25 protein-coding genes, 1 tRNA gene and 2 pseudogenes are annotated in these 25426 nt (G+C 27.1%); 7 read left to right on the top strand and 21 right to left on the bottom strand.

Annotated elements, in window-relative coordinates; all coding sequences use genetic code 11:
* Positions 1 to 312: 312 nt before the first annotated feature.
* Entirely contained in the window at positions 313 to 2235 is a 1923-nt protein-coding gene (locus tag CLPU_RS11280; RefSeq protein ID WP_050355770.1) for an OPT family oligopeptide transporter, read from the bottom strand.
* Between the two features lie 326 nt (positions 2236 to 2561).
* Between CLPU_RS11280 and CLPU_RS11275 the strand changes: the two genes are divergently transcribed.
* Positions 2562 to 3008 carry a GreA/GreB family elongation factor gene (locus tag CLPU_RS11275; RefSeq protein ID WP_050355769.1) on the top strand — a complete coding sequence of 149 codons (447 nt, stop codon included), beginning with the start codon at positions 2562 to 2564 and terminating at the stop codon, positions 3006 to 3008.
* Positions 3009 to 3275: 267 nt separating this feature from the next.
* Here the strand turns inward: CLPU_RS11275 and CLPU_RS11270 are convergent, their stop codons facing one another.
* On the bottom strand, positions 3276 to 4286 hold the full coding sequence (locus CLPU_RS11270; RefSeq protein ID WP_235436166.1) for an endonuclease/exonuclease/phosphatase family protein: 1011 nt from the start codon (positions 4284 to 4286) through the stop codon (positions 3276 to 3278).
* A gap of 112 nt (positions 4287 to 4398) precedes the next feature.
* The gene (locus tag CLPU_RS11265; protein ID WP_235436165.1) at positions 4399 to 5742 is read right to left on the bottom strand and encodes an MATE family efflux transporter; all 1344 of its coding nucleotides are present in this window, start codon (positions 5740 to 5742) and stop codon (positions 4399 to 4401) included.
* Positions 5743 to 5993: 251 nt separating this feature from the next.
* Here CLPU_RS11265 and CLPU_RS11260 point away from each other — a divergent pair, with 251 nt between their 5' ends.
* Positions 5994 to 6896 (top strand): hypothetical protein, encoded by a 903-nt coding sequence (locus CLPU_RS11260; protein WP_050355767.1) that lies wholly within the window; start codon positions 5994 to 5996, stop codon positions 6894 to 6896.
* Positions 6897 to 6952: 56 nt separating this feature from the next.
* On the opposite strand, the gene CLPU_RS11255 is transcribed toward CLPU_RS11260, so the two are convergent.
* The 7 genes from CLPU_RS11255 to CLPU_RS17695 form a co-directional block, all read right to left on the bottom strand.
* Positions 6953 to 7390 carry a hypothetical protein gene (locus CLPU_RS11255; protein WP_050355766.1) on the bottom strand — a complete coding sequence of 146 codons (438 nt, stop codon included), beginning with the start codon at positions 7388 to 7390 and terminating at the stop codon, positions 6953 to 6955.
* Positions 7391 to 7620: 230 nt separating this feature from the next.
* Positions 7621 to 8619, bottom strand: coding sequence for a lysylphosphatidylglycerol synthase transmembrane domain-containing protein (locus CLPU_RS11250; RefSeq protein WP_131701616.1), 999 nt, complete (start codon positions 8617 to 8619; stop codon positions 7621 to 7623).
* Positions 8555 to 9190, bottom strand: coding sequence for a class I SAM-dependent methyltransferase (locus tag CLPU_RS11245; RefSeq protein ID WP_050355764.1), 636 nt, complete (start codon positions 9188 to 9190; stop codon positions 8555 to 8557). The genes CLPU_RS11250 and CLPU_RS11245 overlap by 65 nt, the downstream gene beginning before the upstream one ends.
* Before the next feature lie 17 nt (positions 9191 to 9207).
* On the bottom strand, positions 9208 to 11025 hold the full coding sequence (gene feoB, locus CLPU_RS11240) for a ferrous iron transport protein B (protein ID WP_050355763.1): 1818 nt from the start codon (positions 11023 to 11025) through the stop codon (positions 9208 to 9210).
* Entirely contained in the window at positions 11025 to 11240 is a 216-nt protein-coding gene (locus CLPU_RS11235; protein ID WP_050355762.1) for a FeoA family protein, read from the bottom strand. Before CLPU_RS11235 ends, feoB begins: the two co-directional genes overlap by 1 nt.
* Before the next feature lie 180 nt (positions 11241 to 11420).
* Positions 11421 to 13139, bottom strand: coding sequence for a potassium channel family protein (locus tag CLPU_RS11230; RefSeq protein WP_050355761.1), 1719 nt, complete (start codon positions 13137 to 13139; stop codon positions 11421 to 11423).
* A gap of 300 nt (positions 13140 to 13439) precedes the next feature.
* Positions 13440 to 13724, bottom strand: a complete 285-nt coding sequence (locus tag CLPU_RS17695; RefSeq protein WP_050355760.1) for an aspartyl-phosphate phosphatase Spo0E family protein — start codon at positions 13722 to 13724, stop codon at positions 13440 to 13442.
* Between the two features lie 197 nt (positions 13725 to 13921).
* On the opposite strand from CLPU_RS17695, the gene CLPU_RS11220 reads away from it, so the two are divergent.
* From CLPU_RS11220 to CLPU_RS17285, 3 genes and pseudogenes are all read left to right on the top strand, one after another.
* Complete coding sequence (locus CLPU_RS11220; RefSeq protein WP_050355759.1) at positions 13922 to 14260, top strand: helix-turn-helix domain-containing protein; 339 nt, start codon at positions 13922 to 13924, stop codon at positions 14258 to 14260.
* Between the two features lie 378 nt (positions 14261 to 14638).
* Positions 14639 to 14970: pseudogene (locus tag CLPU_RS18265) on the top strand (polysaccharide deacetylase family protein).
* 669 nt (positions 14971 to 15639) lie between these two features.
* Complete coding sequence (locus tag CLPU_RS17285; RefSeq protein ID WP_157857727.1) at positions 15640 to 15810, top strand: aspartyl-phosphate phosphatase Spo0E family protein; 171 nt, start codon at positions 15640 to 15642, stop codon at positions 15808 to 15810.
* A gap of 798 nt (positions 15811 to 16608) precedes the next feature.
* On the opposite strand, the gene CLPU_RS17900 is transcribed toward CLPU_RS17285, so the two are convergent.
* From CLPU_RS17900 to CLPU_RS11205, 4 genes and pseudogenes are all read right to left on the bottom strand, one after another.
* A complete protein-coding gene (locus tag CLPU_RS17900; RefSeq protein ID WP_235436167.1) occupies positions 16609 to 16995 on the bottom strand; it encodes an HNH endonuclease in 387 nt (128 codons plus the stop codon).
* A 150-nt stretch (positions 16996 to 17145) separates the two neighbouring features.
* Positions 17146 to 17643 (bottom strand): annotated as a pseudogene (locus CLPU_RS17895) (MrcB family domain-containing protein); the annotation flags it as partial.
* Positions 17644 to 18579: 936 nt separating this feature from the next.
* Positions 18580 to 19425 carry a peptidoglycan recognition protein family protein gene (locus tag CLPU_RS17280; protein WP_050355758.1) on the bottom strand — a complete coding sequence of 282 codons (846 nt, stop codon included), beginning with the start codon at positions 19423 to 19425 and terminating at the stop codon, positions 18580 to 18582.
* 160 nt (positions 19426 to 19585) lie between these two features.
* The gene (locus CLPU_RS11205; RefSeq protein WP_050355757.1) at positions 19586 to 19789 is read right to left on the bottom strand and encodes a BhlA/UviB family holin-like peptide; all 204 of its coding nucleotides are present in this window, start codon (positions 19787 to 19789) and stop codon (positions 19586 to 19588) included.
* Positions 19790 to 20360: 571 nt separating this feature from the next.
* Between CLPU_RS11205 and CLPU_RS17275 the strand changes: the two genes are divergently transcribed.
* Positions 20361 to 20507, top strand: a complete 147-nt coding sequence (locus CLPU_RS17275; protein ID WP_157857726.1) for a hypothetical protein — start codon at positions 20361 to 20363, stop codon at positions 20505 to 20507.
* A gap of 169 nt (positions 20508 to 20676) precedes the next feature.
* On the opposite strand, the gene CLPU_RS17270 is transcribed toward CLPU_RS17275, so the two are convergent.
* The 3 genes from CLPU_RS17270 to CLPU_RS11195 form a co-directional block, all read right to left on the bottom strand.
* A tRNA-Arg gene (locus CLPU_RS17270) sits at positions 20677 to 20759 on the bottom strand.
* 99 nt (positions 20760 to 20858) lie between these two features.
* Entirely contained in the window at positions 20859 to 21185 is a 327-nt protein-coding gene (locus tag CLPU_RS11200) for a helix-turn-helix domain-containing protein (RefSeq protein ID WP_200898573.1), read from the bottom strand.
* Between the two features lie 15 nt (positions 21186 to 21200).
* Positions 21201 to 21536: a DUF4064 domain-containing protein gene (locus CLPU_RS11195; RefSeq protein WP_050355756.1), complete on the bottom strand. Its 336-nt coding sequence runs from the start codon at positions 21534 to 21536 to the stop codon at positions 21201 to 21203.
* A gap of 225 nt (positions 21537 to 21761) precedes the next feature.
* On the opposite strand from CLPU_RS11195, the gene CLPU_RS11190 reads away from it, so the two are divergent.
* A complete protein-coding gene (locus CLPU_RS11190; RefSeq protein WP_050355755.1) occupies positions 21762 to 22559 on the top strand; it encodes a DUF4352 domain-containing protein in 798 nt (265 codons plus the stop codon).
* 73 nt (positions 22560 to 22632) lie between these two features.
* Here CLPU_RS11190 and CLPU_RS11185 read toward each other — a convergent pair whose 3' ends face one another.
* The 4 genes from CLPU_RS11185 to CLPU_RS11170 all read right to left on the bottom strand — a co-directional run bounded on the left by CLPU_RS11185 (position 22633) and on the right by CLPU_RS11170 (position 25334).
* Positions 22633 to 22812, bottom strand: coding sequence for a hypothetical protein (locus CLPU_RS11185; protein ID WP_050355754.1), 180 nt, complete (start codon positions 22810 to 22812; stop codon positions 22633 to 22635).
* Positions 22813 to 23050: 238 nt separating this feature from the next.
* The gene (locus CLPU_RS11180; protein ID WP_050355753.1) at positions 23051 to 24091 is read right to left on the bottom strand and encodes a hypothetical protein; all 1041 of its coding nucleotides are present in this window, start codon (positions 24089 to 24091) and stop codon (positions 23051 to 23053) included.
* Between the two features lie 267 nt (positions 24092 to 24358).
* The gene (locus CLPU_RS11175) at positions 24359 to 24913 is read right to left on the bottom strand and encodes an N-acetylmuramoyl-L-alanine amidase (protein ID WP_050355752.1); all 555 of its coding nucleotides are present in this window, start codon (positions 24911 to 24913) and stop codon (positions 24359 to 24361) included.
* Positions 24914 to 24926: 13 nt separating this feature from the next.
* Entirely contained in the window at positions 24927 to 25334 is a 408-nt protein-coding gene (locus CLPU_RS11170; protein WP_050355751.1) for a phage holin family protein, read from the bottom strand.
* Between the last annotated feature and the right edge of the window lie 92 nt (positions 25335 to 25426).

The raw sequence follows: 25426 nt of genomic DNA, 5'->3' as shown, positions 1-25426 counted from the left end.
TACTACCTTTTATATAATAAATTTTTAAAGTGATTTACTACTAGCTATATTTCTATTTAACAGTTTTAAACAAGAAGTCGATTATTTCTAAAATATCTGATAAATTACCTGAAGTTGGTTGATACTCCATATTTCATATAAATTATAATATAGCATTCATAAGAGCATCTAAAACTGAATATATGAAACTATCATAAGATATACTTTAAGATGTAAATATTATATTAAAGAATTCTTAGATGAAACTTATATTTAAACTTATTTTAAAATAAACAAACAGTTTCATATATAAAACTAGGACTTCATAGAAATCTATGAAGTCCTAGTTTTACTAGTAAATCTATATAACCATATTAACAATATTCCAAATAAAATTATCGATGTAACAGGACTATTTGCTATTCTAGGTATCAAACTACTACCTATTCCTATATTAATGCCAAGTGCTGCAAAAACTGCTATTATTATTCCCGTTAGTGCATCTCCTGCAACGAGTCCTGACGATAAAAGTATTCCTCTTTCTGTTTGCCTTTTAAGAGTCTCTTCATCATTTCTGAATTTCTTATCTATAAGTAGTCTCACTATACCACCAATAAATATTGCCAATGTTAAGTGTATTCTTAGATATAGTCCAAGTGCAAAAGGTAATACAGGTATACCTATAAGCTCACACATTATACCAAATGCGACTCCTATTATAACTAATATCCAAGGTAAATTTCCAGTCATAACACCTTTAACTACCATGGACATAAGCGTTGCTTGTGGTGCAGCTAGTTCTTGAGATCCTATTCCATAAGTATTATTTAATAATATAATTATCGCGCCTACTGAAAGTGATGTAGCAATTATACCAGCATACATACCTATTTGAACGTGCTTAGGCGTTCCTCCTATTATAAAAGTCGTTTTCATATTTTGAGCTGCTCCTCCAGCAACAGATATAGCTACACAAACCATTGCCCCTATAATTATAGCTTTCATCATACCTGCATTGCCAATATGTCCTAATAACCTTAATACTGCCGATACAAATAATAATGTAGCTATAGTCATACCCGAAACAGGATTATTAGATACACCTATTATTCCTACCATTCTGGCAGAAACAACTGAAAAGAAGAATGAAAAGAACACAACCATAATTCCACCTATTATTCCTACATCTAATATAGGTAAAATCCATGAAACTAAAAATACTGTTAAAGCCCCTATAATAATCCACTTTAAAGGTATATCTTCATCTGTTGTTTTACTAACGTTTTCATCACTTGATTGAACTCCTACAATAGCCGCTTTAAATGAACTAATAATAGTAGGTATTGACTTTATAAGACTTATAAATCCTCCTGTAGCTACAGCTCCAGCTCCAATATATCTTACATATTCGCTCCATACTTCTGCAGCACTCATTTGAGAAATAAGCTTAGTTGATAAAAATAATGGAGCAGTAAGTCCAGATCCGATATATTTAATAAGTGGTATCAACCCAAACCAAGCAGCGATTGATCCAGCTAACATGTATTTTGCAATATCTACTCCTACTATATATCCAACTCCAACAAGTGAAGCAAGTGCATCTACACCTATAACTGCTCCTTGAAGTGGCTTTATTGCCCATTCTGGACTTTCTTTCCAAAATCTAAGTCCTCCAGACAAAAATTTATATACAAAGCCAACAAGTGCTCCTTCTATTACTGTCTTAAATCCCTGACCACCTGTGCTTCCAGTAACTAATATTTCTGAAGTAGCCATTCCTTCAGGATATATAAGCTTTCCATGTTCCTCTACTGTGAGAAATTTTCTTACAGGTACTATAAATAATATTCCAAGTAATCCACCAAGTAATGCAATTATAGCTATAGTTTTTAAATCTAAGTCCATTCCCCATAGTACAATCGCAGGTATTGTAAAAATAAGAGCTCCTGCAACTGATTCTCCCATAGCTCCTATAGACTGTATCATATTAGCTTCTATTGTATTATTTCTTCTTAGAACACCTTTTAAAATGCCAGTTGCTAATATTGCTCCCGGGATAGATGCTGAAATAGTTAATCCGACCTTTAACCCTAAATATGTATTTGCAGCTCCAAATACTATAGCAAATATGACACCTATTATTAATGATGACATAGTCAACTCTGGTACATTGTGGTTATTACTTATATAAGGCTTGTAATCTTTTCCTTCAATTCCACCATACGCTTCATGTGAAAGTCCTTTTTTCTCACTCATTTTACTCCTCCATATCTTAAATTTGAAAGTATATGATTTAAAAATACTTATTAATAATTGTATATATATTTTTTCATATTTATTTTTTTATATTCAAAGTTTAAAATAATGTTACATAATTTCATTAATCCATGTAATAAATTGAAAATACATAAAAAGTTATTTATTCGTACTTAATATCCTTTTTGTTATTAAATGTAAATATCATTCATGATTGACATTCATTAACATATATGGTAAGCTAATTTAAATTGCCATTTCGCATTTTTTTGCGAAATGGCTTGTTGTGTATTTAAAGTAATTATCTTTTAAGGAGGTTATTATTAATGAATAGTAAGGTCATATCAAAACCAATATATGATTTACTATCTGAAAATTTAAATCAAGTATTAGAAGAAAAAAATAAAATATTAGAAGAATATTTTTATGATATGACATCTGATAGATTCGAGTTTGAAAATCTTATTCATGATTATATAGCTAAGATAGAAGACTATATGAGTAAATGTAAAGCTGAAGATCTTGATGATGTCTGTCCTTTTGTGCTGATAAACAGTATAGTAGAAGTAGAAGAAGTTGGAACTGATTTTTCTGAAAGATTTCATATAGTCTCACCATTGACTGTAGAAAATTCATTAAACCCTGACTATGCTTCTTATCTTTCACCTATAGGTAAAGCTCTTTTGTTAAAAAAAGTAGGAGAAAATGTTTCAGTAGATACACCTGTAGGAAGCATACAATATATAATAAAGTCAATTGAATTTGTACGATAGCAATATACGTAATTAATATGTATATAGAATAAAGCTATATGTTATTCCATTAACTTTTCTTGAGACTTACTTATCTAGATTTTAGAGATCAGTTCATATTAATCTTACTTATCTTTATAATCATCTTATATTTTATTGTATAAAGTGTTAGGAAAAAATTAAAATTATAAAAAGCAAAACCCTAAGAGTGTTTATTACAAAAATTAAGAAACACTATATGTTTAGAGTTTTGCTTTTTATATTTCTTTCTTATTATTCTTAATGATTTTATTTTAGTTTTAGCTTAACATACACTGGATTATGATCACTATATTTAAAATCTAAATCAATTCCTTTAGTTTCTAATATTTCTAAATTATTTGACACTAAAAATCCGTCTATTACAGTTACAAAATTTTCTCCTTTTTTATATGGTTTATCTATTGACCGTACAGTTGGTGTTTGGATATCCACTGCCCACTTAAATCCTTTAGGGTTAAAGTTTTGTGATAGTGGTACTAACCAATCAGGCATATAATTTAATCTTTTAGGATTTAACTTATTATTATCAACATTGGGCATAAGCTGGTTCCAATCTCCTCCTACTACAACATAGTTTCCTTTTTCATATTCTTTTTCTACAAAACTTTTTAAAAACATACTTTGCTCTTCTCTTATTACTCCTTCTTTATCATATGCTGATAAATGAACATTAATAAGAACTAATTCTTTTCCATCTTCAACAAGTATTCTATTTTCTACTATGCATCTATCAAGTTGAAATAATTGTACTAAAAAATTATATTCACCTGGTAATGAGTATCTTATAGCCTTATCTATCTTATATTTACTAAAAGTCATAATTCCGGAAAGTGCTTTTCCCATAGGTCTTGTAAAAGGAACAGGTACCCAGGGTACATCATAGTTTTTTCCAAAAGTTGAACCATAACCTTTCATTTCATTTCTATAGTAATCAACTTGATTTATATGAAAACTTCTTGAAGAATCTATATCTATTTCTTGTAAGAAAATAAAATCCACTTTCTTATCTGATAAAGTTTCTATCATTTTTTCTAAATTATACTGTGTTTTCTCCTTACTTTCTGAACGAGACATTTTTCCTCCATCCATAAAAAAATCTCTACCTTCATCAAGTCCCCCATATCCTATATTAAAAGTAATACCAGATATTACATCTTCTCTTTTAAGAATTTTAGACTGATTATTTTCTATGTCAAGTGATACTTCTTTATCAGGCCTATAGTCTTTTATAATTGTGTAGACAATTAATCCTATCAAGGATAGAACTGCCAAAGATAGTATGCTTATTAATGTAATTTTTATTAGCTTCATCATTACATTTTTTTTAAGAAACAGTTTAGTTTCTTAAAGTTCACCCCTTTTTTTAAAATTAGATACTTATTGATTTCCACTTTCCTCTTCTGTATCTAATTGTCATAAATATCGCCTCTGCTATATATTGAATAGCTGTAGCTAGCCAAACATATTCTATTCTTCCTTTGATTACAAATACAGTTATAAAAATTAAAGGTAATCTTAACCCTAGGTTTATAGCTAAAGCTATTTTAAACGGACCTTTCGTATCACCAGCTCCTTTTAATGCTCCTGATGTAACCATTGCAATAGCTATTGGAATTTGTTCTAAAGCTCCTACCCTTAAACACCTTGACGCTATTTTTACAGCCTCAAGATTGTTACTAAATAATCTCATTATCGAATACGGAACTAACAAAAATGCTAATCCAACTACACCTACTAAAAGGCAAGAATATTTAATAGATTGTTTCGTACTTATTTCAGCATGATCCGTCCTATTTGCTCCTAAACTCTGTCCTACCATGGTAGTAGCAGCTATAGCAAACCCATAGGCAGGCATATATGAAATTGATTCTGCTGAAGAAGCTAAAGAATGTCCAGCAAAAGCTAAAGTCCCTAATTGAGCAACCCAAAATGAAGATATTAGTCTACTACCTTCATTCATTGTCATTTCAAATGTAGCAGGAGCACTTAGTTTTATTATGCTTTTCATATCCTTTATATTAAAATTAAATATATTCTTTAAATGTAACTTTATACTTGATTTTCCTCTTAATAAGAAGCTTAAAGTTATAAAAAATCCTATAGCTTGAGAAAAAGCAGTTGCAATAGCAGCACCTCTTACTCCCATTTTAGGAAATCCAAACTTACCAAAAATGAGAACATAGTCACCAACAATATTAATAACATTTGCAAAGCAAGCTGATATAAGAGGTGCAACAGCATTTCCAGATCCTCTTAGTACAGCGTTAGATATCATAAGTGGAATTAAAAATATAATTCCTATAAACACTATTTTAAGATATTCAGTACCTAAAGAAATTACCTCTTTATCTGATACTATGTTTTTAAATATCATTTTAGATGTAATTATTCCTGTTACTCCTATAATTAAGCTTATAATTATTCCTATGCCTATAGACTGTGATCCTATTTGTTCCGCTCTTTTTTTATTTTCTCCCCCTATGTGTCTTGACACCATGGCAGTAGCACCTATTCCTAATGCTCCAAATATGTTACTTATTGTAAACATTATTTGAGATCCTAAGTTTACAGATGATATAGCTGCTGGAGTAAGTCTTCCTACCATAGCAGTATCAGCAGTCCAAACTAAGGTTTGTAACATCATTTCCATAATGGCAGGTAATGCTAACCTTAATATCCTACTTCTTATATTCTTCATTTCTATAGTAGACACATTTCTCACCTCTTTCACAGTATTCAACAATCTTTATTTTATTTATTGTTTTTAGATGGTATAATCTATACTATATAAATTCAGTTTTTTATTACACATAATATTTGTTACCTTATTAATTATTTAATATATTCATAGTATGGTGTTATCTACTCTTAATAAATAACTCATACTGTTAGATATCCTTTCAAATTTTTAACGTTATTTATCACTGTTCGTACTAATTATTATTTTAAGGGGAGAAGCAAAATATGAAAAAGTATATCAAGACTATACATTGCCTTATGCTATCATTCTTACTAATAGTTCCTAGTATTTCTTATGCAACTTTAGGAAAAAAAGATACAACTGTAGGCAATGCACTAACAAATTCTACAGTAACTACTGATAATATCTCCAATGGTATTATAAATGATAGAAGTAATAATGTAAATTATTTAACTTCTAAGAATACTATATACGAAGTTTATCAATTCAGTACATATTTAAAATCTTTTTATTCGAAAAATGAAGCTATTAATTATGCTAAACTTTGGGCTCATTCTAAAGTAATTGAAAACGGAAGTGTTATTTGGGAGTTTGGCAAACAATCATCTGAATATAATGTATATCAATTTAATACTTATCTTAAAACCTTTAAGTCTAAAGACGAAGCTATCAACTATGCTAAACTCTGGGCTCATTCTAAGATAGTTCAAGATGGAAACATTATATGGGAATTTGATAAAGATATTCCTAAGTATAGTGTCTACCAGTTTAATACTTATCTTAAAACTTTTTATTCCAAAGATGATGCCATCAATTATGCTAAATTATGGGCTCATTCTAAGGTAATAAACAATGAAAATATCATATGGGAATTTGATAAGAATATTTCTAAATATGACGTGTATCAATTTAATACTTATCTCAAAACTTTTGGTTCTAAAGAAGAAGCTATTAGCTATGCTAAACTTTGGGCGCATTCTAAAGTGATTGAAAGTGGAAGTGTCATTTGGGAATTTGATAAGCAATCATCTAAATATGATGTTTATCAATTTAATACCTATCTTAAGAGCTTCTCTACATTACAAGAAGCTTTAAACTATGCTAGGTTATGGGCTCATTCTAAAATATTAAAAAATGGAGAAGTAATAAATATTTTATATATGTAGTATATAATTAAAATAAAACTGGCACTATGCATATTAGGTGCCAGCTTTATTTTAATTTATCTCTTATCATATTTTTCTCTTCCTTCATCTTTATTTAAATGAAGTGTCTTATCAATATCATCATTTCGTGTATATTTCATATTTTCATCTATATTATCATAATCATAGTCCTGTTTTTTATTATGAATAGTAGATAACATTTCTTCTTGTTCTTTTAATATATTTTCTATTTCTTTTCTTTTATTTTTGATTTTCTCATCAATTTCTTCGATATCTGCACATTTATTCATTATTACATCTGTATTTAATTTATTACTAGAATACATATTATAAACACTATCTCCTAAATTTTCTATACAATTTTCCTTCTCTTCTTCCAATATGGCTATATACTTCTTTAGCTTATTTACTTCTAGTAAAGTAGAAGATTTGATACTAACAGAGTCTATTCCAATTAATACATTTTGCTTTAATTTATCTAATAATTTTGCCAAAACATATCCCCTCTCCTTTTAGTTGAAATGTTTGTAACTTTATATTTTCTACAAATAATTTTAAAAACCTTCATAATTAGATAATTACTTTAACTTCATTTAGAGTAATTGATCCATAATCAGTATATAAAGTTTTTCTAAGTATTATTCCTCATACCTTTAACGATTAAACTGCTGAATAAAATAATTTATATTTAAATAAAAAAATGACTCTCACTATTAGAGAGTCATTAAGTAGAATACTTAGTATATTTAACCTTTTTAATTATATTATATATATATCTAATTCCTAAATATAAAGCACTAGTTATAAACACAAACCAAAATGTAACGAATCTAAATACTATAGCCAATGACATTCCCTTGTCTGATGATACTCCTAAAGGAATTAAAAATAACATCATACTTCCTTCAAATGTTCCAGCTCCTCCAGGTAATAGAGGTAACATGCCTACCATGTAAGTAAGATATGTAATAACTGATATAGAAATAAAACCTATATCTAAGTTAAGTCCTTTTGCAATAAAATACGCTTTTATAGCAAAGAATTCCCAAATAACTAATGATAACAATAATTGTGATATCAAAAGCTTTTTATCTTTAATGGCACTTCTAAATGAATTGCTAAATTTAGATATATTTTCAGAAACTTTTTGTTTACGCTCATCTTTCATTGATATTATTTTTAATAAAAAATTAATTATATTAGGATAAACCATAATTATTATTATAAATCCAAATATCAAAATAAGGGCAATGAAACTTATAATTATAATTCTAGTTATATATGGTTTGTCTATATTAGTTGTAGTCAAAAACCAAAATATAGATATAAGATTTAGAGCTAAGAATGATATAAAGCTAACTACCTTTTGAACTCCTACTATAGCTGTAGCCTTACTTCCAGATAGTCCAATTTCATTTTTTAGCATAATTATTTTTGCAAGTTCTCCTCCTGCTTTGACTGAAGGAGTAATACTTTCTGTAAAAGTTCCAGCCATATTTATGTTAAGAATTCTTTTAAAAGGTATCTTTTCACCCATTTGAATAGAAATTGTATACCATTGTATATTAAGAAGTATTATAGTTATGACTTGTAGTAAACAAGCTTCTATAACTAGTACATAATCAAAAGATAGTATATTTCTATATATTTTACCAAAATCAGCCCACCAGAGAATTGCTACGGTTAAAATCAATCCTACCATGAACAGAAGGAATCTCTTCACTCATGCTCCCTCCTTTTGTCTTAATAAATAATAGAGTAGCTTCCATTGTAGACTTTTCTTGACAAATATGTTTACAAGAGTTGCAGTAACAATGTTCTGGTAAGCATGAGTAAAATGATTTTAATTTTTCTTTAGGCCTTCTAACTAATATTCTAGCTCCGCACTTGCATCTGTTTAATACATTCGAAAGTATTTCATCCTTTGGAAATACTTGTAAAGCTAAGTGGATTACCGAAAAATCAGACACATCTATTTCTCTACCATTTGCATGTAATACTTTTATCATTTCGTCCATTTTTAACTTTGATATTACTTTCTTTGCACGTTTAACTGCTGTAGGATCACAATCTACTACACAAACTTTAGCACCTGTTTGATAAGCTATTTCAAGTGCTGTAGAGGGAAAAGGCCCTCCTCCTATACACAATATACAATCATCTTCTGTTATGTTTCCTAACTCTACTTCATTCTTCACTATTTTTCCATAGTAAAATCTATATAAACGAATAAGAGAAGGGAATAAAGAAGATATAGTTTCTAATCCTTTTGTAAAAACTGGAATGATCTTCATATATAAATCACTCCTATCTAAATTAATCCCATAAATAGCTTAGACACTTGATTGATTATTCCCCCAAATAAGAACGCTAGTATTATTGTAGAGAATGATATCGCCAGTGCTATTTTTAATTTAAATTCTTTTATAAGAACTCCTACTACTGATAAACATGGTATATAGAATAATGCTACAACTGATCCTACTAATAATTGTAATGTAGATAAGTTCATTTCTAGTAAAGGAAGTACTGCTAATTCCCTTCTTATTACACCAAGTATTAATCCTAACGTGGCTTCTTTAGGAAGTCCTAACCATCCAGTTACTATAGGACTTACATATTTACTTACCGAATTTAATATACCTGTTTCAGCAACAAGTGCAGCAAAAGCTATCCCTAATAACATAGGTATCTCTGCTTCAATCATAAAGCTTTTTGTTCTTATCCATATCTTTCTGAACATGGATTTAAAGTCAGGTTTAAGCAAATTAGGAATTTCTAAAAGTATGGGATCTGATTTTCCTGGAATAATTTTATTTAATACAACTCCTGCAACTACTATAGTCAAGAACGAAATCATATAAACTAGTATTAATAATAATACTGAATGTTCTCCAAGTAGTGAAATGAATGCTCCCGTTTGAGCTACACAAGGTACAGCTAAAGAAACTAATGAAGCTACAATAATTCTTTCCTTATGACTAGTAGATGCTCTAGTTCCTAAAATAGCAGGTACAGCACAACCATACCCCATTATAAATGGAACTATGTTTCCTCCATGTATTCCAAGTCTTCTGAGAATTCCGTCAACTAAGACTCCAAGTCTAGGTAAGTATCCACTATCTTCTAAGAATGATAATACAATATAAAATAAAAATACATAAGGTAATATAAGTGCAAATGGCCATTCGATACCTTTAACTAAAAGTCCATATTCTCCAACTAATACGTTGAAAATCATACCTTCCGAGACAACTTTAGAAACAATATTTGTTAAAAACGGAACAATATATCCATTTAAAATTGGTAAAAATATAGCTGCTCTTAATGCCTTACCTAGTCCAACAACGATTCCTAGTGATGCAATCAATACTAATATAGCTATAAATATTCCTGGAAATGGCTTTAAAGTCATGTCTCCTAGCTTTTCCAAAAATGTAGGCTCTCTATCCTCTATATGTTGAACTTTGTCTGCTATTTTGCCTATTTTTATCCATCTATCATCTTGAGATAGACTTAATTTTTTTCCTATTGCCATTTTCCCAGTACAATCACAAATACTATTTTCCATTTCATGAGCACAACTACTGTCGAATTCTTCAGCAAGCTTCATAGATTCTTTAATTAAATCCCTAAGTCCTATATTTCTTACGGCAACAGTAGATATAACTGGAGCATTTAATTCTTTTTCTAATTTTTTAATATCTATATGTATTCCTTGTTGTTCCGCTACATCCATAAAGTTAAGAGAAAACACAACAGGTATATTGTATTCTTGTATTTGTAATGCAAGATTTAAATTTCTTTCTAAGTTAGTAGCATCTAGTACACACATGATAACATCTGCACCTTGATTTAAAAAGTCTACTGCAACTTCTTCAGCTTGAGATGTAGCTTCTAGTGAATATGTTCCTGGAACATCTATCAAAATTCCCTCTTTATCTTTAAATGATATTTTTCCATGTGTAAATGAAACTGTAGTACCAACATAGTTAGATGACATAACATCTCTACCTGTAAGCTTAGAGAATATTACACTCTTACCTACATTTGGATTTCCCATTAACAATATCTTAAATTCATCTTCTTTAGTTTTAACTAATAATTCTTCTGTTCCATGGCAGCTCACTACATTACCTCCTGAATCTTTATTTGCTCTGCTATATCTTTTGCAATTGCTATATTTCTCTTTCCAATTTGAACTACTATTGGACCTCCTAATGGTTGTTTTGTAACTACTGATAGTTTAACTCCTTCTCTTACACCAATGGATGAAAGTAGTCCAATTTCAGGTGTTTTTTCTATTACACAAAATTTACTTTTTTCAATATTATATAAGCACATAATAACTTCCCCCTATAAAATATATACTTAATGATATTTATTCTCATTATCATTAAAGTACCACATTTTTCTAGCAAAAGCAATATGTAAGTGATAATTATTTTCATTTAGTTAAAATTAAACGATATAAATATAATCCTTAATCATATTCATATCGTTTTTCTATATTAAAATATTCAATTAATCTCTTAGCATTTTTCTTACTAATGTAACTATAAATAAATTAATCAAAGAAATAGATAAAATAGCTTCTATAATAACTAATATTCTACTTCCAGCACTTAAAGGATGAATATCACCAAATCCAATAGTAGTAAAACTTATAACACTAAAGTAAAAACTTACTCCGAAATCTTTTATCCATTCTATAAAGCTTACTCTAATATGATCATATCCACTATAAAAATATCGATCTACTAATCCTATATAGTCTATGTATTCGCTTTTTCCTTCTATTCCTAGAAACATAAATAGAAAAGCACTAAAAAATATTACTAAAAGACACCATATAAAGGCTCTTATCGGCTTTTCTCCAAATCCACATAATAAATATGATAAAATCATCTTTCTTAACTCAATTTTTTTCATACTAATATCTTTAATTAGATATGTCTTCTTACTATTTTTATATATACCTATCTCTTTAACAGGTTCATCACTTAAATCTTCTTTATCAAATTTTCTTAGCTCTTTCAGCTCAAATTTCTTACACTTTATATCATAGTACTTTTTTAAAATTTCTATTTTTCTCGCTACATAATAATAGTCGTATGCACTTTTTAATATATTATTTTCCTTAAACTCTTTATATAAATTGTTATAAAGATCAAATAGTATTTTACAGTATTCTTCTTTGAACTTATATAGTTTTTTCTCTTCATTTTTGTATATGTTCTTTATATATTTAAAATATTTTAGGGAAAATACAGAAGCATGGTTGTATGTATTATATGTAAAATTATTTCGGCCTAAGATTACTCTAGAAAAGTCAGCGGAGTTTAATATACAATGTTTAAACAAATTATCTGTATATATATTTCTCATATTTGAATTATTATTTTCTATATCTCCAAAAAAACTGCTAGATTCAAAATTACAATCTATAAACTCATTATTTTTTATAATGTTATTTTCAAATTCACAACAATAAAAGCTTGTTTTATCTTTAAAGATGTTGCCTGTAAGTTTAGAATATAGGAATTTGTGCATATCAAAAGACGAGCATACTACCTCACATTTGTGAAGTTCTATATTTCTTAGCATACAATCAGTATCACTCTTTCCTATTTTAAATCTTTTAAAATTAGATATTTTGCACTCTATAAAAGTATTATTATTAAATATTTCAGGTTTCCAATTTATATCTTTAATTATGCTTTTTTCAAATACTAACTTATTAAAAGTAGATTCTTTAATATCTCTTCTTTTATAAAAATAACAATCTAGAAAATGTACATTTTCAATTTTAACATTAAAAAAAGAACTGTTAATAACTTTCATATTGCTTAATTCACAGTTTCTTAAAATAATGTTTTCAAAATTGCAATCCTCAAATTTGATATTATTTAAATTATATTCTTTTAGTATATTAACCATTATTTGATCGATTTTTTTATTTTTTAGAATTAAGCCTGTAAAGTTTCTATGTTTTTTTAAAAACTCTTGAGAATCTTTACTTTTTTTACATAATAGTAATTTCTTTTTAAGTATCCCTAATTCCGAATTCCAAAATTCATCAAAGCTTATAATTTTACAATCGTCAAATACAAAGTACTCTATTCCTTCCTCACTTCTAATATGATACTTTTCTTCTTCAAATTGAATCCATATGTATCCTAAGTCTATATTTTTTAAAATATATTCTTCTAAAGTTTCTATTTGTTCTTTTTTTAAAAACATATCCTTATATTCTTCATCAGAATATATGTACTTAAAAACAACCTCAATTTTATTTTTAATTTTACTGTCCCTCCATTGATATATAATATATTATTATTTTAAAAAATGTAAAAATATATTCTAAATCATCAAGGTTATAAAGAGGTCATTTTATATTAATATTAAATAAAATTTAGATATTAAATTAAGTCTAGATCATACATAATTTTATGGTATACTAATTAATGTCCCTTTAAAGTTAACTTATTTATGACTAGAAACTAGACATTTACTTCCAAAATAAATTTAGACTTTTGGACTCTATTTTTCTTTTTTCAAATATTCGTATTTATTTAAAAGTATGTCTAGCTCTTGACTTAACTCAATAATTTTAATGTCAGTAAGACTATCACAAGAAACAATTAAATCATTAAGTTTTTGTCTTGTTTTTTCTATATCATTTAAAGTTTTATTTAGCTTTTTTAGTTTTTCTTTATTATATATGTTCTTATGAAAACTTTTTTTATATTTATAGTCAGCTATTATATTATTAATATATTTATTTGTATTATAGTCATCTTTAGCCTTTTCCTCTTTCTTTGTCACAATAAAAATATTCTCCCCTCGTATTATTTAAAACATATTTTATTATGCCACTTCAATATTTTACATGTTTTGTAAGCTTATTGCAAATTTTTTTTATTAGCTAATGGCATATTTTATTATTCTTTTTTTATATATAAAGTAAAAGTTAACACTGGTACACTAATCAAAATATAAGACAACGTAAGGTGGAATCATATATGAATAATGTTAACTATCACGCAATGGGTCAGAGAATGCGAATCGAAAGAGAAAGGCTGGGTCTATCAAGAGAAAAATTTGCTGAGATAGTTGAATTATCTCCTTTGTATATAGGTCAACTAGAAAGAGGGGAAAGAAAAATGAGTATAGATACTCTAATTAAAATATCGAATAGCTTGCATATATCTACTGACTATTTAATTTTCGGTACATCTATGGACATTACTACTCCTTATAATGATAACAATCTTACTACATTACTAAATAGATGCTCTAAAAAACAGCTATCTTTAATAGAAGACATAATAAAATTACTTTTACCACATACTTGTGAATAGTAATTTGCTAGTAATTTTCAAAATACATAAACACTTCTAATTCTTAATTCCTTTTTTATATTAATATTATACAAAAAACAGTAAAAGAAATCTATATATGATATAAAATGAAAGACTTGTAAAAATACTGTTTGCAAGTCTTTTATTTTTTACTATCTAATATTACATATCTCTTTAGTCTATATTAACGTAGTCTTAAAATAAGCTTCTTAATGATATTGTTTACTTTTAACTAAGGTTATACGCAACATACTTTTAGTTAAATTTCTTTTTATGACTGAAATGAGAAATAAAAAGTGAATAAAAAATATTTACAGTACTTATAGTTTTTGTTTTACTTTTTTTTAATAATTAGTCTTTTTATAAAAAAATAAAAATATTTCTAAAGACATAACACATGAACCTATTAATCAAAAGAATAATTCTTCAAGAGTAATTAAGTACGGTTCAAAAAATAAAAAAACTCTTTCTTTAACATTTGATGATGGTTCTCATCCTAGAATTACACCTCAAATATTAGATATATTAAAACAACATGATGTTAAGGCTACTTTTTTTGTTCTGGGAAAACATGCTTAGCTATATCCAGAAATTATAAAAAGAATATTAAAGAAGAACACGAAATTGGAAATCATACCTTTTCCCATATAGATATTAATAAAGCATCTAAAGAAAACATACAAGATGAATTTGAAAAAACACAAAAATAAGTTTTGACTTAACAGGTACAAAGCCTAAAATGTTTTCATCTCCCTTTGGACTTCACAATGAAAGAGTTGAAGATATTGCAAATGAGAATAAAGTCAAAATTGCCTTATAGTCAACTCATCAAGATTCAAAAGCTTGGAATAACCCGGGTGTATCAAATGTTACTGAAACAATTCTTTCTACAACCCAAAATGCAAATATTACTTTATTACATGATTATGTTGATGAAGAAAGTCATATAGCCGAAGCTTTAAAAGCTATTTATCAAAGCTTAAAAAACGAGGCTATAGGTTTTTAGCTGTATCTGAACTAATTAAGTAATCTAACAATATTCAAAATAAATAGTGCATGATTTTTGCTTAAATATTTTTAAAAAATAGATCAGATGTAATTTATACTGGTCTATTTTTTATGTTATTAATCTTTATTTCTCTTTTTATAGCCAAAAACTTGTATGTTTATAGATTACACACAATAGTTAACAAAATTCCCTCTATTCTCTTATAAGTCCCATATTATCTCACCTTATATCATCTTAATTAATATCATCTATTTATACTTTTAATTATTCTTACTATAAAATTTTCCTAACACAACAAGTTAAATCAAAAAGACTATTAGTAGTAAAACTATTGTCAGTAAATTTATTCTTAAGAAAAGAGGTATGTAAATTGGATAAAAAAGCTAGATTATTAAATCTTATTAGGCAAATTGAAGAAACTAAAGTTAAATTATATGATTTAATAGAAAGAAATCAATTTAATCTTATTAACCCAGAAGTTGTAAGGTTAAGTGAATTACTTGATAGACTTCTGTTTGAGTACTATGATATTAAGAAGTAAATAGTAGCTTTTAGATAGTCAAATATGATTTAACTTGTTGTGTTTTCTTCAATCATTATTATTTTTTATGACAAATAGATATATCTCTAATTCCTTCCCAATTTAATGTCTCATATTACCTCTAAGTTGATATAAAAAATGCTATAAAAGTAAAGTTCAAAGTAGAATATTCACTTCCAGGTATCCTTTCAAGATAGTTTAAATTTGGTTTATTTAATCCTATGTTTATTAAATAATAAGTTACACATAAACAAAGGACTATTCGTTCCTTTATTTTATTCATGTATAAAATATTTTTTAAAATTACAAGTTTTAATTAACTTATACAATGTTATTTATTATTTAAATTACTTACATATAAATAACAAGAGATGTCCCTCTAGAATTTAAAATAAAAGGTCAATTTTCTAAGTTTTAAAAAATAAAAACTAGGGATTAACCCTAGTCTAGTTTTCTATAATAATGCTTAATCTAATAAAAGAAAATTTAAGATCAGTAATAAGCTTAATCATAAAGCAAAATTATTAAATAGCTTAAATATAAAGCTACCATCGTAATAAGCGTCTTATTGCTTACTTTTTAATATACTTTATATGGTATTCAGAAATCAATATATCATGAGTAAGCGCTATAACCATTGTTATATCCATAGTCATATCACTTTATCGATAACTTCCACAACTCCAGTTTTAATAACATAGTCATCTTGGTTTAGATATGGTTGGAGCATTAAACTATAATAGTAAAAATCATCAACTCAATATATTAATACTATTAAATTTAATAATATATTTAATTCTATTTATAACACTCTATAAGTTCATCAAATGAAATATCTATTTTACACTTACTTAATCTATCTTTTCTATTCTTATATAAGACTTTTAATTCATCTTCAATATCTTCAATCCTTCCATAATGTAACTTCTTATGACATACTGAACAAAGAGAAATAACATTTGATTCTACATCAAGGCTATATTTAAATTTAAATTGAAACTTTATTGGAATTAAATGATGTGCTTCCGAATAATATTTATTTGTTCTCTTTGATATAAAATACTTATGTGAGCTATCTACTTCACATAAATTTTGGGCAGAGTATAAAGCATTTGCAGCAACCTGAGGATCTCTATCCCATCTTAATATATTACTTTTTTCTTTTCCAGAAATATCTTTTGGCATATCAACTATATATATATTTGGTTTTTTCTCATATGTAATAAATTGAAACTCTTCTTCTGCACTATCTATTGTATTATCTTCTATAAGTATTATTTCATTTAGTAGTTGTTCATAACTTGTTCCATAGCTTAAATTACCTTTTAATTCTCTATATACACCTATTAAATTCCTTAAATCGTTTATCATTTCTTTCTTAGATGGTAGACTATTTGCATCATAGAACTTTCCACAAATATGTCCTTTTTCATATCCAAGAGCCAAATCCTTTTTTGATTTTAAGTCAATCTGTATACAATTAAATCCTTCTAATTTTGATTTTATAATTCTTCTATATTTAAGTGCCACATATTCAATTTTTTCTCTAGCTATTGTTGATTTATAATTCTCTTTAAAATAAGTATATACTTGATTTAGCGATAAATATAAGCCACTCATATCACTTATGAATAAATATACTATATAATAACCCTTCATAGCACTGTCAGTTATTTCTCTATCAAATATAGCAATTCATGGTATTTCAGCCCACTGTCCTTGTCCTGGAGATCCAAAAACTTTGTATTCTTTTTCATCAATTAACGTATTTTCATATATACTATTAACAACTTCTTTACGAATAGATATCGCTAGTTCATTTTCTTTAAATATCTTATTTTTTCATCTAAGTAATTACTTAAAAATTTTAATAAATGATTCTCTCATACTGCCTCCTATGTTTATTCAATAAGTAATTTAAATTGTGCATAATTATAGGTATTACCGATGTTCTCTGAATGATCCTACCAATGAATGTTGTAATATAAAACTATGTGTTATTATATTGCCCTTAGTTTTCATTATACTACAATTTACTTAAATGCTTGATTAATTGCTAGACATTATAGCTAGAGTTTTAATTTTATAATCATATTTAATTTTGATATAGTATCGTAACATGAAACTATGATTCTAAATGATATCATTAACATGTTAATAAAGTAAGATATATATAAATTCTCTAAAGAAAGCTATCAAATCAAATCATTGGTTTTAACTCATTCAATGTTTAACTTAACTGCTTCATAATAATTCACTCATTTTTAGTAATATTACAGTACTTCTCATTTTAACTATTAACAAAATGTAATATATTTAGTTATATTAATCCTAAAATAATCTAACATCAATCTAAGAGCATATGTAGGATACAGCAAACTAGTTCAAAATATATATATTATTATTCATGGTTTATTGGTTGTAAGTTTTGTATAATGTTAAATATTAAAAGTGTGGATTACTCTTTAAATGAAAACTTCTTTATTTATGATACGTCTTACCTCAACTGTTATAGTGTATGATTAAATTTTATATTTGTATTTAATTCATTCTGTAATATTCATCCTACTAATCTATAACTCTTTACTTTATCATTCATACGACATAATCTGACATGCTTATATATAATTAAATCCATTTTAAAACTTAAAGTAAGAGTGGTTTACATTTTCAAAAAACAGAAAAAGACTAGGGATTTCCCTAGTCTAAAATTTTTTTTAGCTCTATTACAAATATTATTGCTAATTTTATATTATAGAATCTAACATGTTACTTTATCCCTTTTATAGCTTTAATGACTTGTAATGCTAAAACCATACTTTCTGCCCTTGTGATGTTATCATCATATCTTTCCTCAGATATAACCACTCCATGTGATTCTAGCTCTCTTTTTATTGCTGCTCCCCAATGTTCACTCATAGACTTTAAAACCTCCTGTATTTTATTTAAAGTATTTTTTCCTGCAATTCCATCCGAGCTTAATCCATAATCTCTTTGAAATCTCTTTACTGCATTTTCAGTATTAGTGCCAAAGATACCATCTGGTTTTCCTACTTCTGTATATCCTATGGCTAATAAATCTGCTTGTAGCTTATAAACTAAATCTCCACTATCGCCTTTCCTAAGTGTGACCATGTTATTACCTCCTAGCTCTGCTTGTACTAAATTTTTAAACCTTGTCCAACCTTCCCAGTTATTATAATTCAAAATTCTAGGGCAGTTCTTACCTATCCAATCGTAATGTCTTCTTAGTCTATCTACTCCCCATCCTCTTTCTTTCAATAACTTAGCAACTAATTTAACTGTATTTTGAATTACTGCTTCTCTATTGCCACTTTCACACATTTCAATGCCTATACTTGTGTTATTACCTTCTGAACTTCCTGCGTGATGAGATATTTCGTTTAGTGGTATAGCTTCTATGACCTCTTTTTCATCAACTACTATATGCCAGCTTACTGAGTTAGTATTTGAAGGATTAGTAAGCCAACCTCTTTCATTCCTAGCTGTAGAATCTGGATTTCCTGTACTATGAATAGTTAAATACTGAGAATTTAATTTCGTTCCTGGTCTTTTAGACTTAGAATTTGGAATGTGATCTACTACATAATTCATATAATTACCTCCTAGATTATTTTATTCTAATATTTTTTTGTTTCTTAGTTTTAATTTACACATAATTGTTTTTCCATACTTCACAATGAAACCACCCCCTCTCAAAAAATAAAAAACACTTCTAATATATATAAAGTGTTTTCAAATAATTTTTACTATTCTAATGAAAAATCTTTTTCTTTATTTCTCTAACATCCTCTTTTACATCTTCAACTATGTTGAATTTCTCAGATAATTCTTTTATTATATCTTGGTAATTCGTTTCTCTTTTGCTATTTTCTCTTAACACATAAAATAACATAACTACAAATAATACTGCCCATAATCCTTGACTTAGAGCTACTTTTATAATTTCTTGTTCCATATTACACCTCGTTTTTTTGAAATATAAAAAGGACCATATAGGTCCTTTTATTAAATCTTAGTTAATAGATTTTTATATAGCCACTTATCTCTTTTACGTAATCAATCACGCAGAAATTACTGATATGTTTTTTATTTTAATATATTAGTCAAATTAATCTCCAAAATGTCTTGTATATCAATATTTGCATATTTCCTGCGCATCAAGCTTCTATTACTACAGAAACTACTACTGCTTTTTTCTGCATTACATTATCTCTCTTCATGTAAGTTTGTTTAACTTTAAATTTAGTATATCATATATATTTTTTATTTTAATTATATCTTCACTTTTACTGCATATGATCTTATCATTGTTTTATTTTTTTACTTCATTAAAAATAAAGAATTACTCGATTAAGATGTATAATTCAAAGTTTTACACCGATATTATCCTAAATCAATTCTAAAGAATGGAGAAAAAATAAACATCCATTTTAATAAAGCATTGTGATTTAATATCTTATACTTAACATACTGAAATTAATAATATTTTTTATGAAAAAGTAAAAATTGAAACGAAGGATAGTAATATGATTTATAGAATTGTATCAAAGTTAGAAAGTGCTAGAAAAGTAATAGTATGTTTTACTTGTAATACCAGAAAATCACTTTTAAGTAATGGTGATATTAACTTAACTATAAATATATACTCATGTTATGGAAAACAAAAAAAGTAGTTGACACAGAAAAAATAAATCATTTATTTACTAATAATATTAAATAATATCATTAGCGATTATTGATTGTTTTTTCTATTGCACAACTACTGCACGAGTTTCATATATTTTTATTATTTAGATTTTTATAATATTAATTCTGATATTTTCAAAAGTTTAAAGTTATACTTGGCACGCCCTGAGGGATTCGAACCCCCGACAAACTGATTCGAAGTCAGCGAAATCTTATTTTGAGACTTATGTTAATTTCGTGTAACTATTGCAAACATCACATTTTATAGATTTGACATTTGGATCAATAAAGACAAAATAGGGACACTAAAAAACAAATTGTCCCCATTTTGTCCCCAACTATATATTTGATTTCAACTCTTTTATATTATCAAGATCACTTAAATCCATACCACTGTACTTCTTTAGAAAATCAATCAAATCTGCTCTTATTACTTTCATGTTTCCGAGTTTTAGTCCCTTGAGTAATCCTTTATCTATTAATTCATATATTTTATTTGTATTCACTTTAAGGATTGAAGCTACTTCTTTTACTGTATAGACCTCTAACTCATAATTAGCTTTTTCAAATGCTTTAGCTATATTCAACATATTATCATTGAATCTTCCTAATTCTTGAACGATAGCATTCTCTACCGCTTCACTGATAACTTTAGTTAAATCCATACACTCACCATATCCCTATATAGTATTCTTATTTTTTTCTGGAATAAGAGCTAATATTCCAGCTATAATAAATAAAATTGCTGGTATTACATAAAAGAATAGCGTTGTAAACAATCCACCAATTGCACTAAGTATTAGCAATATTCCAAATAACTTGTTGTTTTTTTCTGCTAATATAGAAGATACCAATCCCATAACAGAAAATATAATAGAAATTGCTCCACTTGTCATTATTTGTCTTCCAAATTCATAATTAGAAGGTTGTATTCCACCCCAAATAAACATGCCTAGAGAAATCATTATAGCTATTATTCCGCCTATTAGTCCCAGTGTAAATACTGTTTTTTTCACAATAATACCTCCCTTGCTAATATTTTCTATATACCTAATTTAACATATTTATATAAAGTTGTACAAATAAAAAAGTAAGCATTTATTTTTTCTTCTTAAACATCTATACAAAACTTATAAATTCAATTTTAAAAAAATATTTTCTCCTTTCTTCGACAGCCTTTTTATACACATAATGATATAATGTCTAGGACTTATTTACTAAAAATAAAAGGAGGTTTCTTTATGAAAAAAATAATTGCAATTCTTATATCTATGTTTTTGATTTTCACTATAGGATGCTCTAACGCTAAGGAATCTGGAGGTAAAATTGAATCAAAGGGACAAATTAAAACTCAGCAAGAGTTTTCTAAAATGTATTCTTCTCCAGATAAATATAAAGATTATGAAGTGGATTTCTATGCAAAGATACTATTTGAACCTGAAAAAGATGATGATGGGACTTATATACAATGTTATGCCTATGATAATGACAATTATAATACTCTAGTAGGAATCGAAGGGGATCTAGATATTAAAGAAGGAGACATAGTACATATAAAAGGAGTTGTAAAGGGAGCACAAGAAGGTGAAAATATGATGGGTGCAACAATAACTGCTCCTGTTATAATGGCTAATAATATAGATAAATCTGACTATGCTACTGCTTTTGCCCCTGCAGTTAAAACAAAAGAAGTTAATCAAGAACAAAACCAACATGGATATGTATTAAAAGTAAATAAAGTAGAATTCGCAGAAAATGAAACAAGAATTCATGTTACTGTAACAAATAATACTAAAGATAAAATAAACTTCTATTCATTTAATGCGAAAGCAACTCAAGGTTCTACTCAAATTAAAGAAAAAGACAACTTCGATGCAAAATATAAGGAAATTGAATCAGAAATAATGCCAGGCATAACCGAGGAAGGAATAGTATTATTTGAAAAAGCAGACAAAGATCAACCATTAAAGTTATATTTTGAAGGAAGTTCTGAAAACTATGATCTTGATTTTCAACCATTTGTATTTGATGTTCAATAAAACAAATAAAGCTACTACAGAAATGTAGTAGCTTTATATATAACTATAGTCTTATTATATGAGCCCTCTACCTTTAGTCATCCTTTTCTAACCTTTTCCTTAAAAAATAACCTGAAAAAGTAATCAATCCCCCTAATGAAATAACCATTAAGTTAACATAAAAATCAAAATAGCGATTACCTATACTAAGAGTAAATAGCCCCATAATAAAACCTATCCATTCCATCAAACGAAATAACTTATTTTGTTTCATTAAATTAAATCTCCTTTATATTTAGTTGTTCTATAAAAAAGCTTCTTAATATATCAATATTCTTACATCTATTTTACCATATTTTACATAATAAAAAAGGAGTGAATAATCGCTCTTTGATACTCCATGAATTGATATTACTTAGTATACCTATTATATTAAAAGCAAAAACAACGCCCTTAAAACGCAAAATATGAGGTCGGTTTTTAAAAAGTATTTAATAAATTATTTATCTGCGCTACAGTTCTTTTATTAATATAAAACTTTTTTCCACATGATCTAATATCTTTTTGCACTCCTCAAAATTAATCTTTTCTAAATGACTTAATCCAGATTTTGCTAGAGTTTTATTATCTATATGACCTCTATGCATAATTGCATTTCTGAGTGAATACATTCTTTTTAAGAATGTATAGGATTTTGGTTCTAGTTCTTTTAGACTCTTTCCTTTTAAATATTTTAATAATATATTATAATATTGATCTAAATAATCATAATTTAAATTAGAGAGTCTATTATAGATAATATCATCTTCAGGTGCTAATTCACATATATATTGCCTAATAAAAGCCTCAACGCTTATACTACAATATATAATGAAATCCTCATAATCTGCTTCAAATAATGCAATTCTCGCCTTATTAAGATATATCACATATTTTTTATTTATTTCATTGGTAACATTAAAACTATTGAAAAATTCGTCATTTACTTCAGTCACTTTCTTGAATTTAATATCTGTCATATAATGATCATTATATCGTATGGTTTCTTTAAAATTTGATGATAAATCACATTCTGGTGAATAGAAATTAAATTCAATTCCATTTCCTATACACTCGCTTATAGGATTAATTGGAATAGGTTTAATCCAAAACATATTTGATTTCTCATTTAAAAAGTTAAGTATTTGATTTAATCTTATATTAACAGCATTAAAAACTTTAATTTGTTCTGTTTTTGGTAATTTTACTATGTATTCTTCTTTAACTTTAATTCCATCTAAATCATCTTTGTTATTAAAAAGTGTATATTCTTTAAACTCAATGTCATAATTTTTGTAATTACAGTGCTTATAGACTGCTTCAATCTGCAAATGGCTACTTGAATTTTCCGGATTTTTTTCATTATATATTTCATCACCCGAATAATTGTTATGTATAATTTTTAAATTATATATTTCAAAGTCATCAAAGTTAAACGAAAAAATATAGTCTTTATCTTCTTTTAATTTTATAATATACGGTAATTCTAAAAACAACTCAATCTTAATACTCAAATTTCTCATCACCTTACTTTTTGATCTAGTCGACTTGAATTATACTTAATTTCACTCAATTAAGAGCCTTCTATACAGCATTTACATATATACAAATTCATATTAGTCACATTCTCGAATAACCATAGTATAAATACATATTTCTACAACATTTATCTTTCTCCTCTAAACTCTACAATACTTCTTGATTTGTTAATTAAAAAATATAGTAAGAAATAAAAAAAGACTAGGGATTAATTCCCTAGTCTAATGTCCAATAAATATATTTTATTTCTTCTCCAGTTTTAAAGCTAATGCTATTCCATCAGCATAACATTTGCTTATATCTTCTATATAATTACTATTCTTTAATAGGTTAGAATCACCTACATTATCTATAAATAATGTTTCTACTAATATTGCACTTGCTCTAGTCTCTCTCAAAACTGCTAAGTTTTTTGTTTTCATACCTCTGTTTCTGATTCCATATTTATTTAAGACCTCTGTAACTTTGTTATGGAAAGTCTCTCTTATATTCTTGGTCGTTTGACCAACACTAGTATAGGTATAATCCTCATAACCGTAAGCATTACCATCAAAGGCGTTGCAATGTACAGAAAAGAATAAATCGGCATTGTTAGAGTTAGATAATTTACTTCTATCTCCTAAACTTACATATTTATCTGTATATCTCGTAACTATTGTTTTTACTTTATAATAATGATTTAAATACCAGTCCGTTTTTAAAGCTATTGTTAAAGCTACATCTTTTTCTTTTAATCCATTTCCGGTGGCTCCGCTATCTGTTCCACCATGCCCCGGGTCAATTACTACTAATTTCATATTAACACACTCCTTATTTTATCTCTTTTTTATTACCTTCTTTTAGTTGCAAAAGTATGTCTTTAAGTTTTTCTGGAACTGGTAATCCTAGTACAGCACAATTTTCTATAATGCTTATTCCTTCATTGGCTATATAAAAATAAGCCACTAGAGTTCTGAATATCCATGCATCACTCTCTAGTAGCTTATCTAAACTAACTGCAACTATTAAAACTGCAAATATAACTGCTTTCTTGGCTAAACCTTTGAATCCTATGTTAGAACTTAATTGTTTATTAAATCCTGCCCTTAACAGCCCTGTTGTATAATCCAGAACTATAAAGACTATAAGCACTTGTAAAGCTAAATCCCATGTACCAAATAGCCATGTCAAGAACGTTCCTGCTCCCGCTATTACAGTATTGATTATATTTTTTTCCATCTCACACCTCACTATTTTTTGAAATAAAAAAAGACCCTCTTTGGTCTAGTTCTGTCCTGCTAAATATTCAGCTACTGCGATTTGATATTCAT

The organism is Gottschalkia purinilytica (genome assembly GCF_001190785.1).
Taxonomy (GTDB): Bacteria; Bacillota; Clostridia; order Tissierellales; family Gottschalkiaceae; genus Gottschalkia_A; species Gottschalkia_A purinilytica.
Note: the sequence above shows the minus strand (reverse complement) of the source record. Positions and strands in the feature narration are given on the sequence as shown.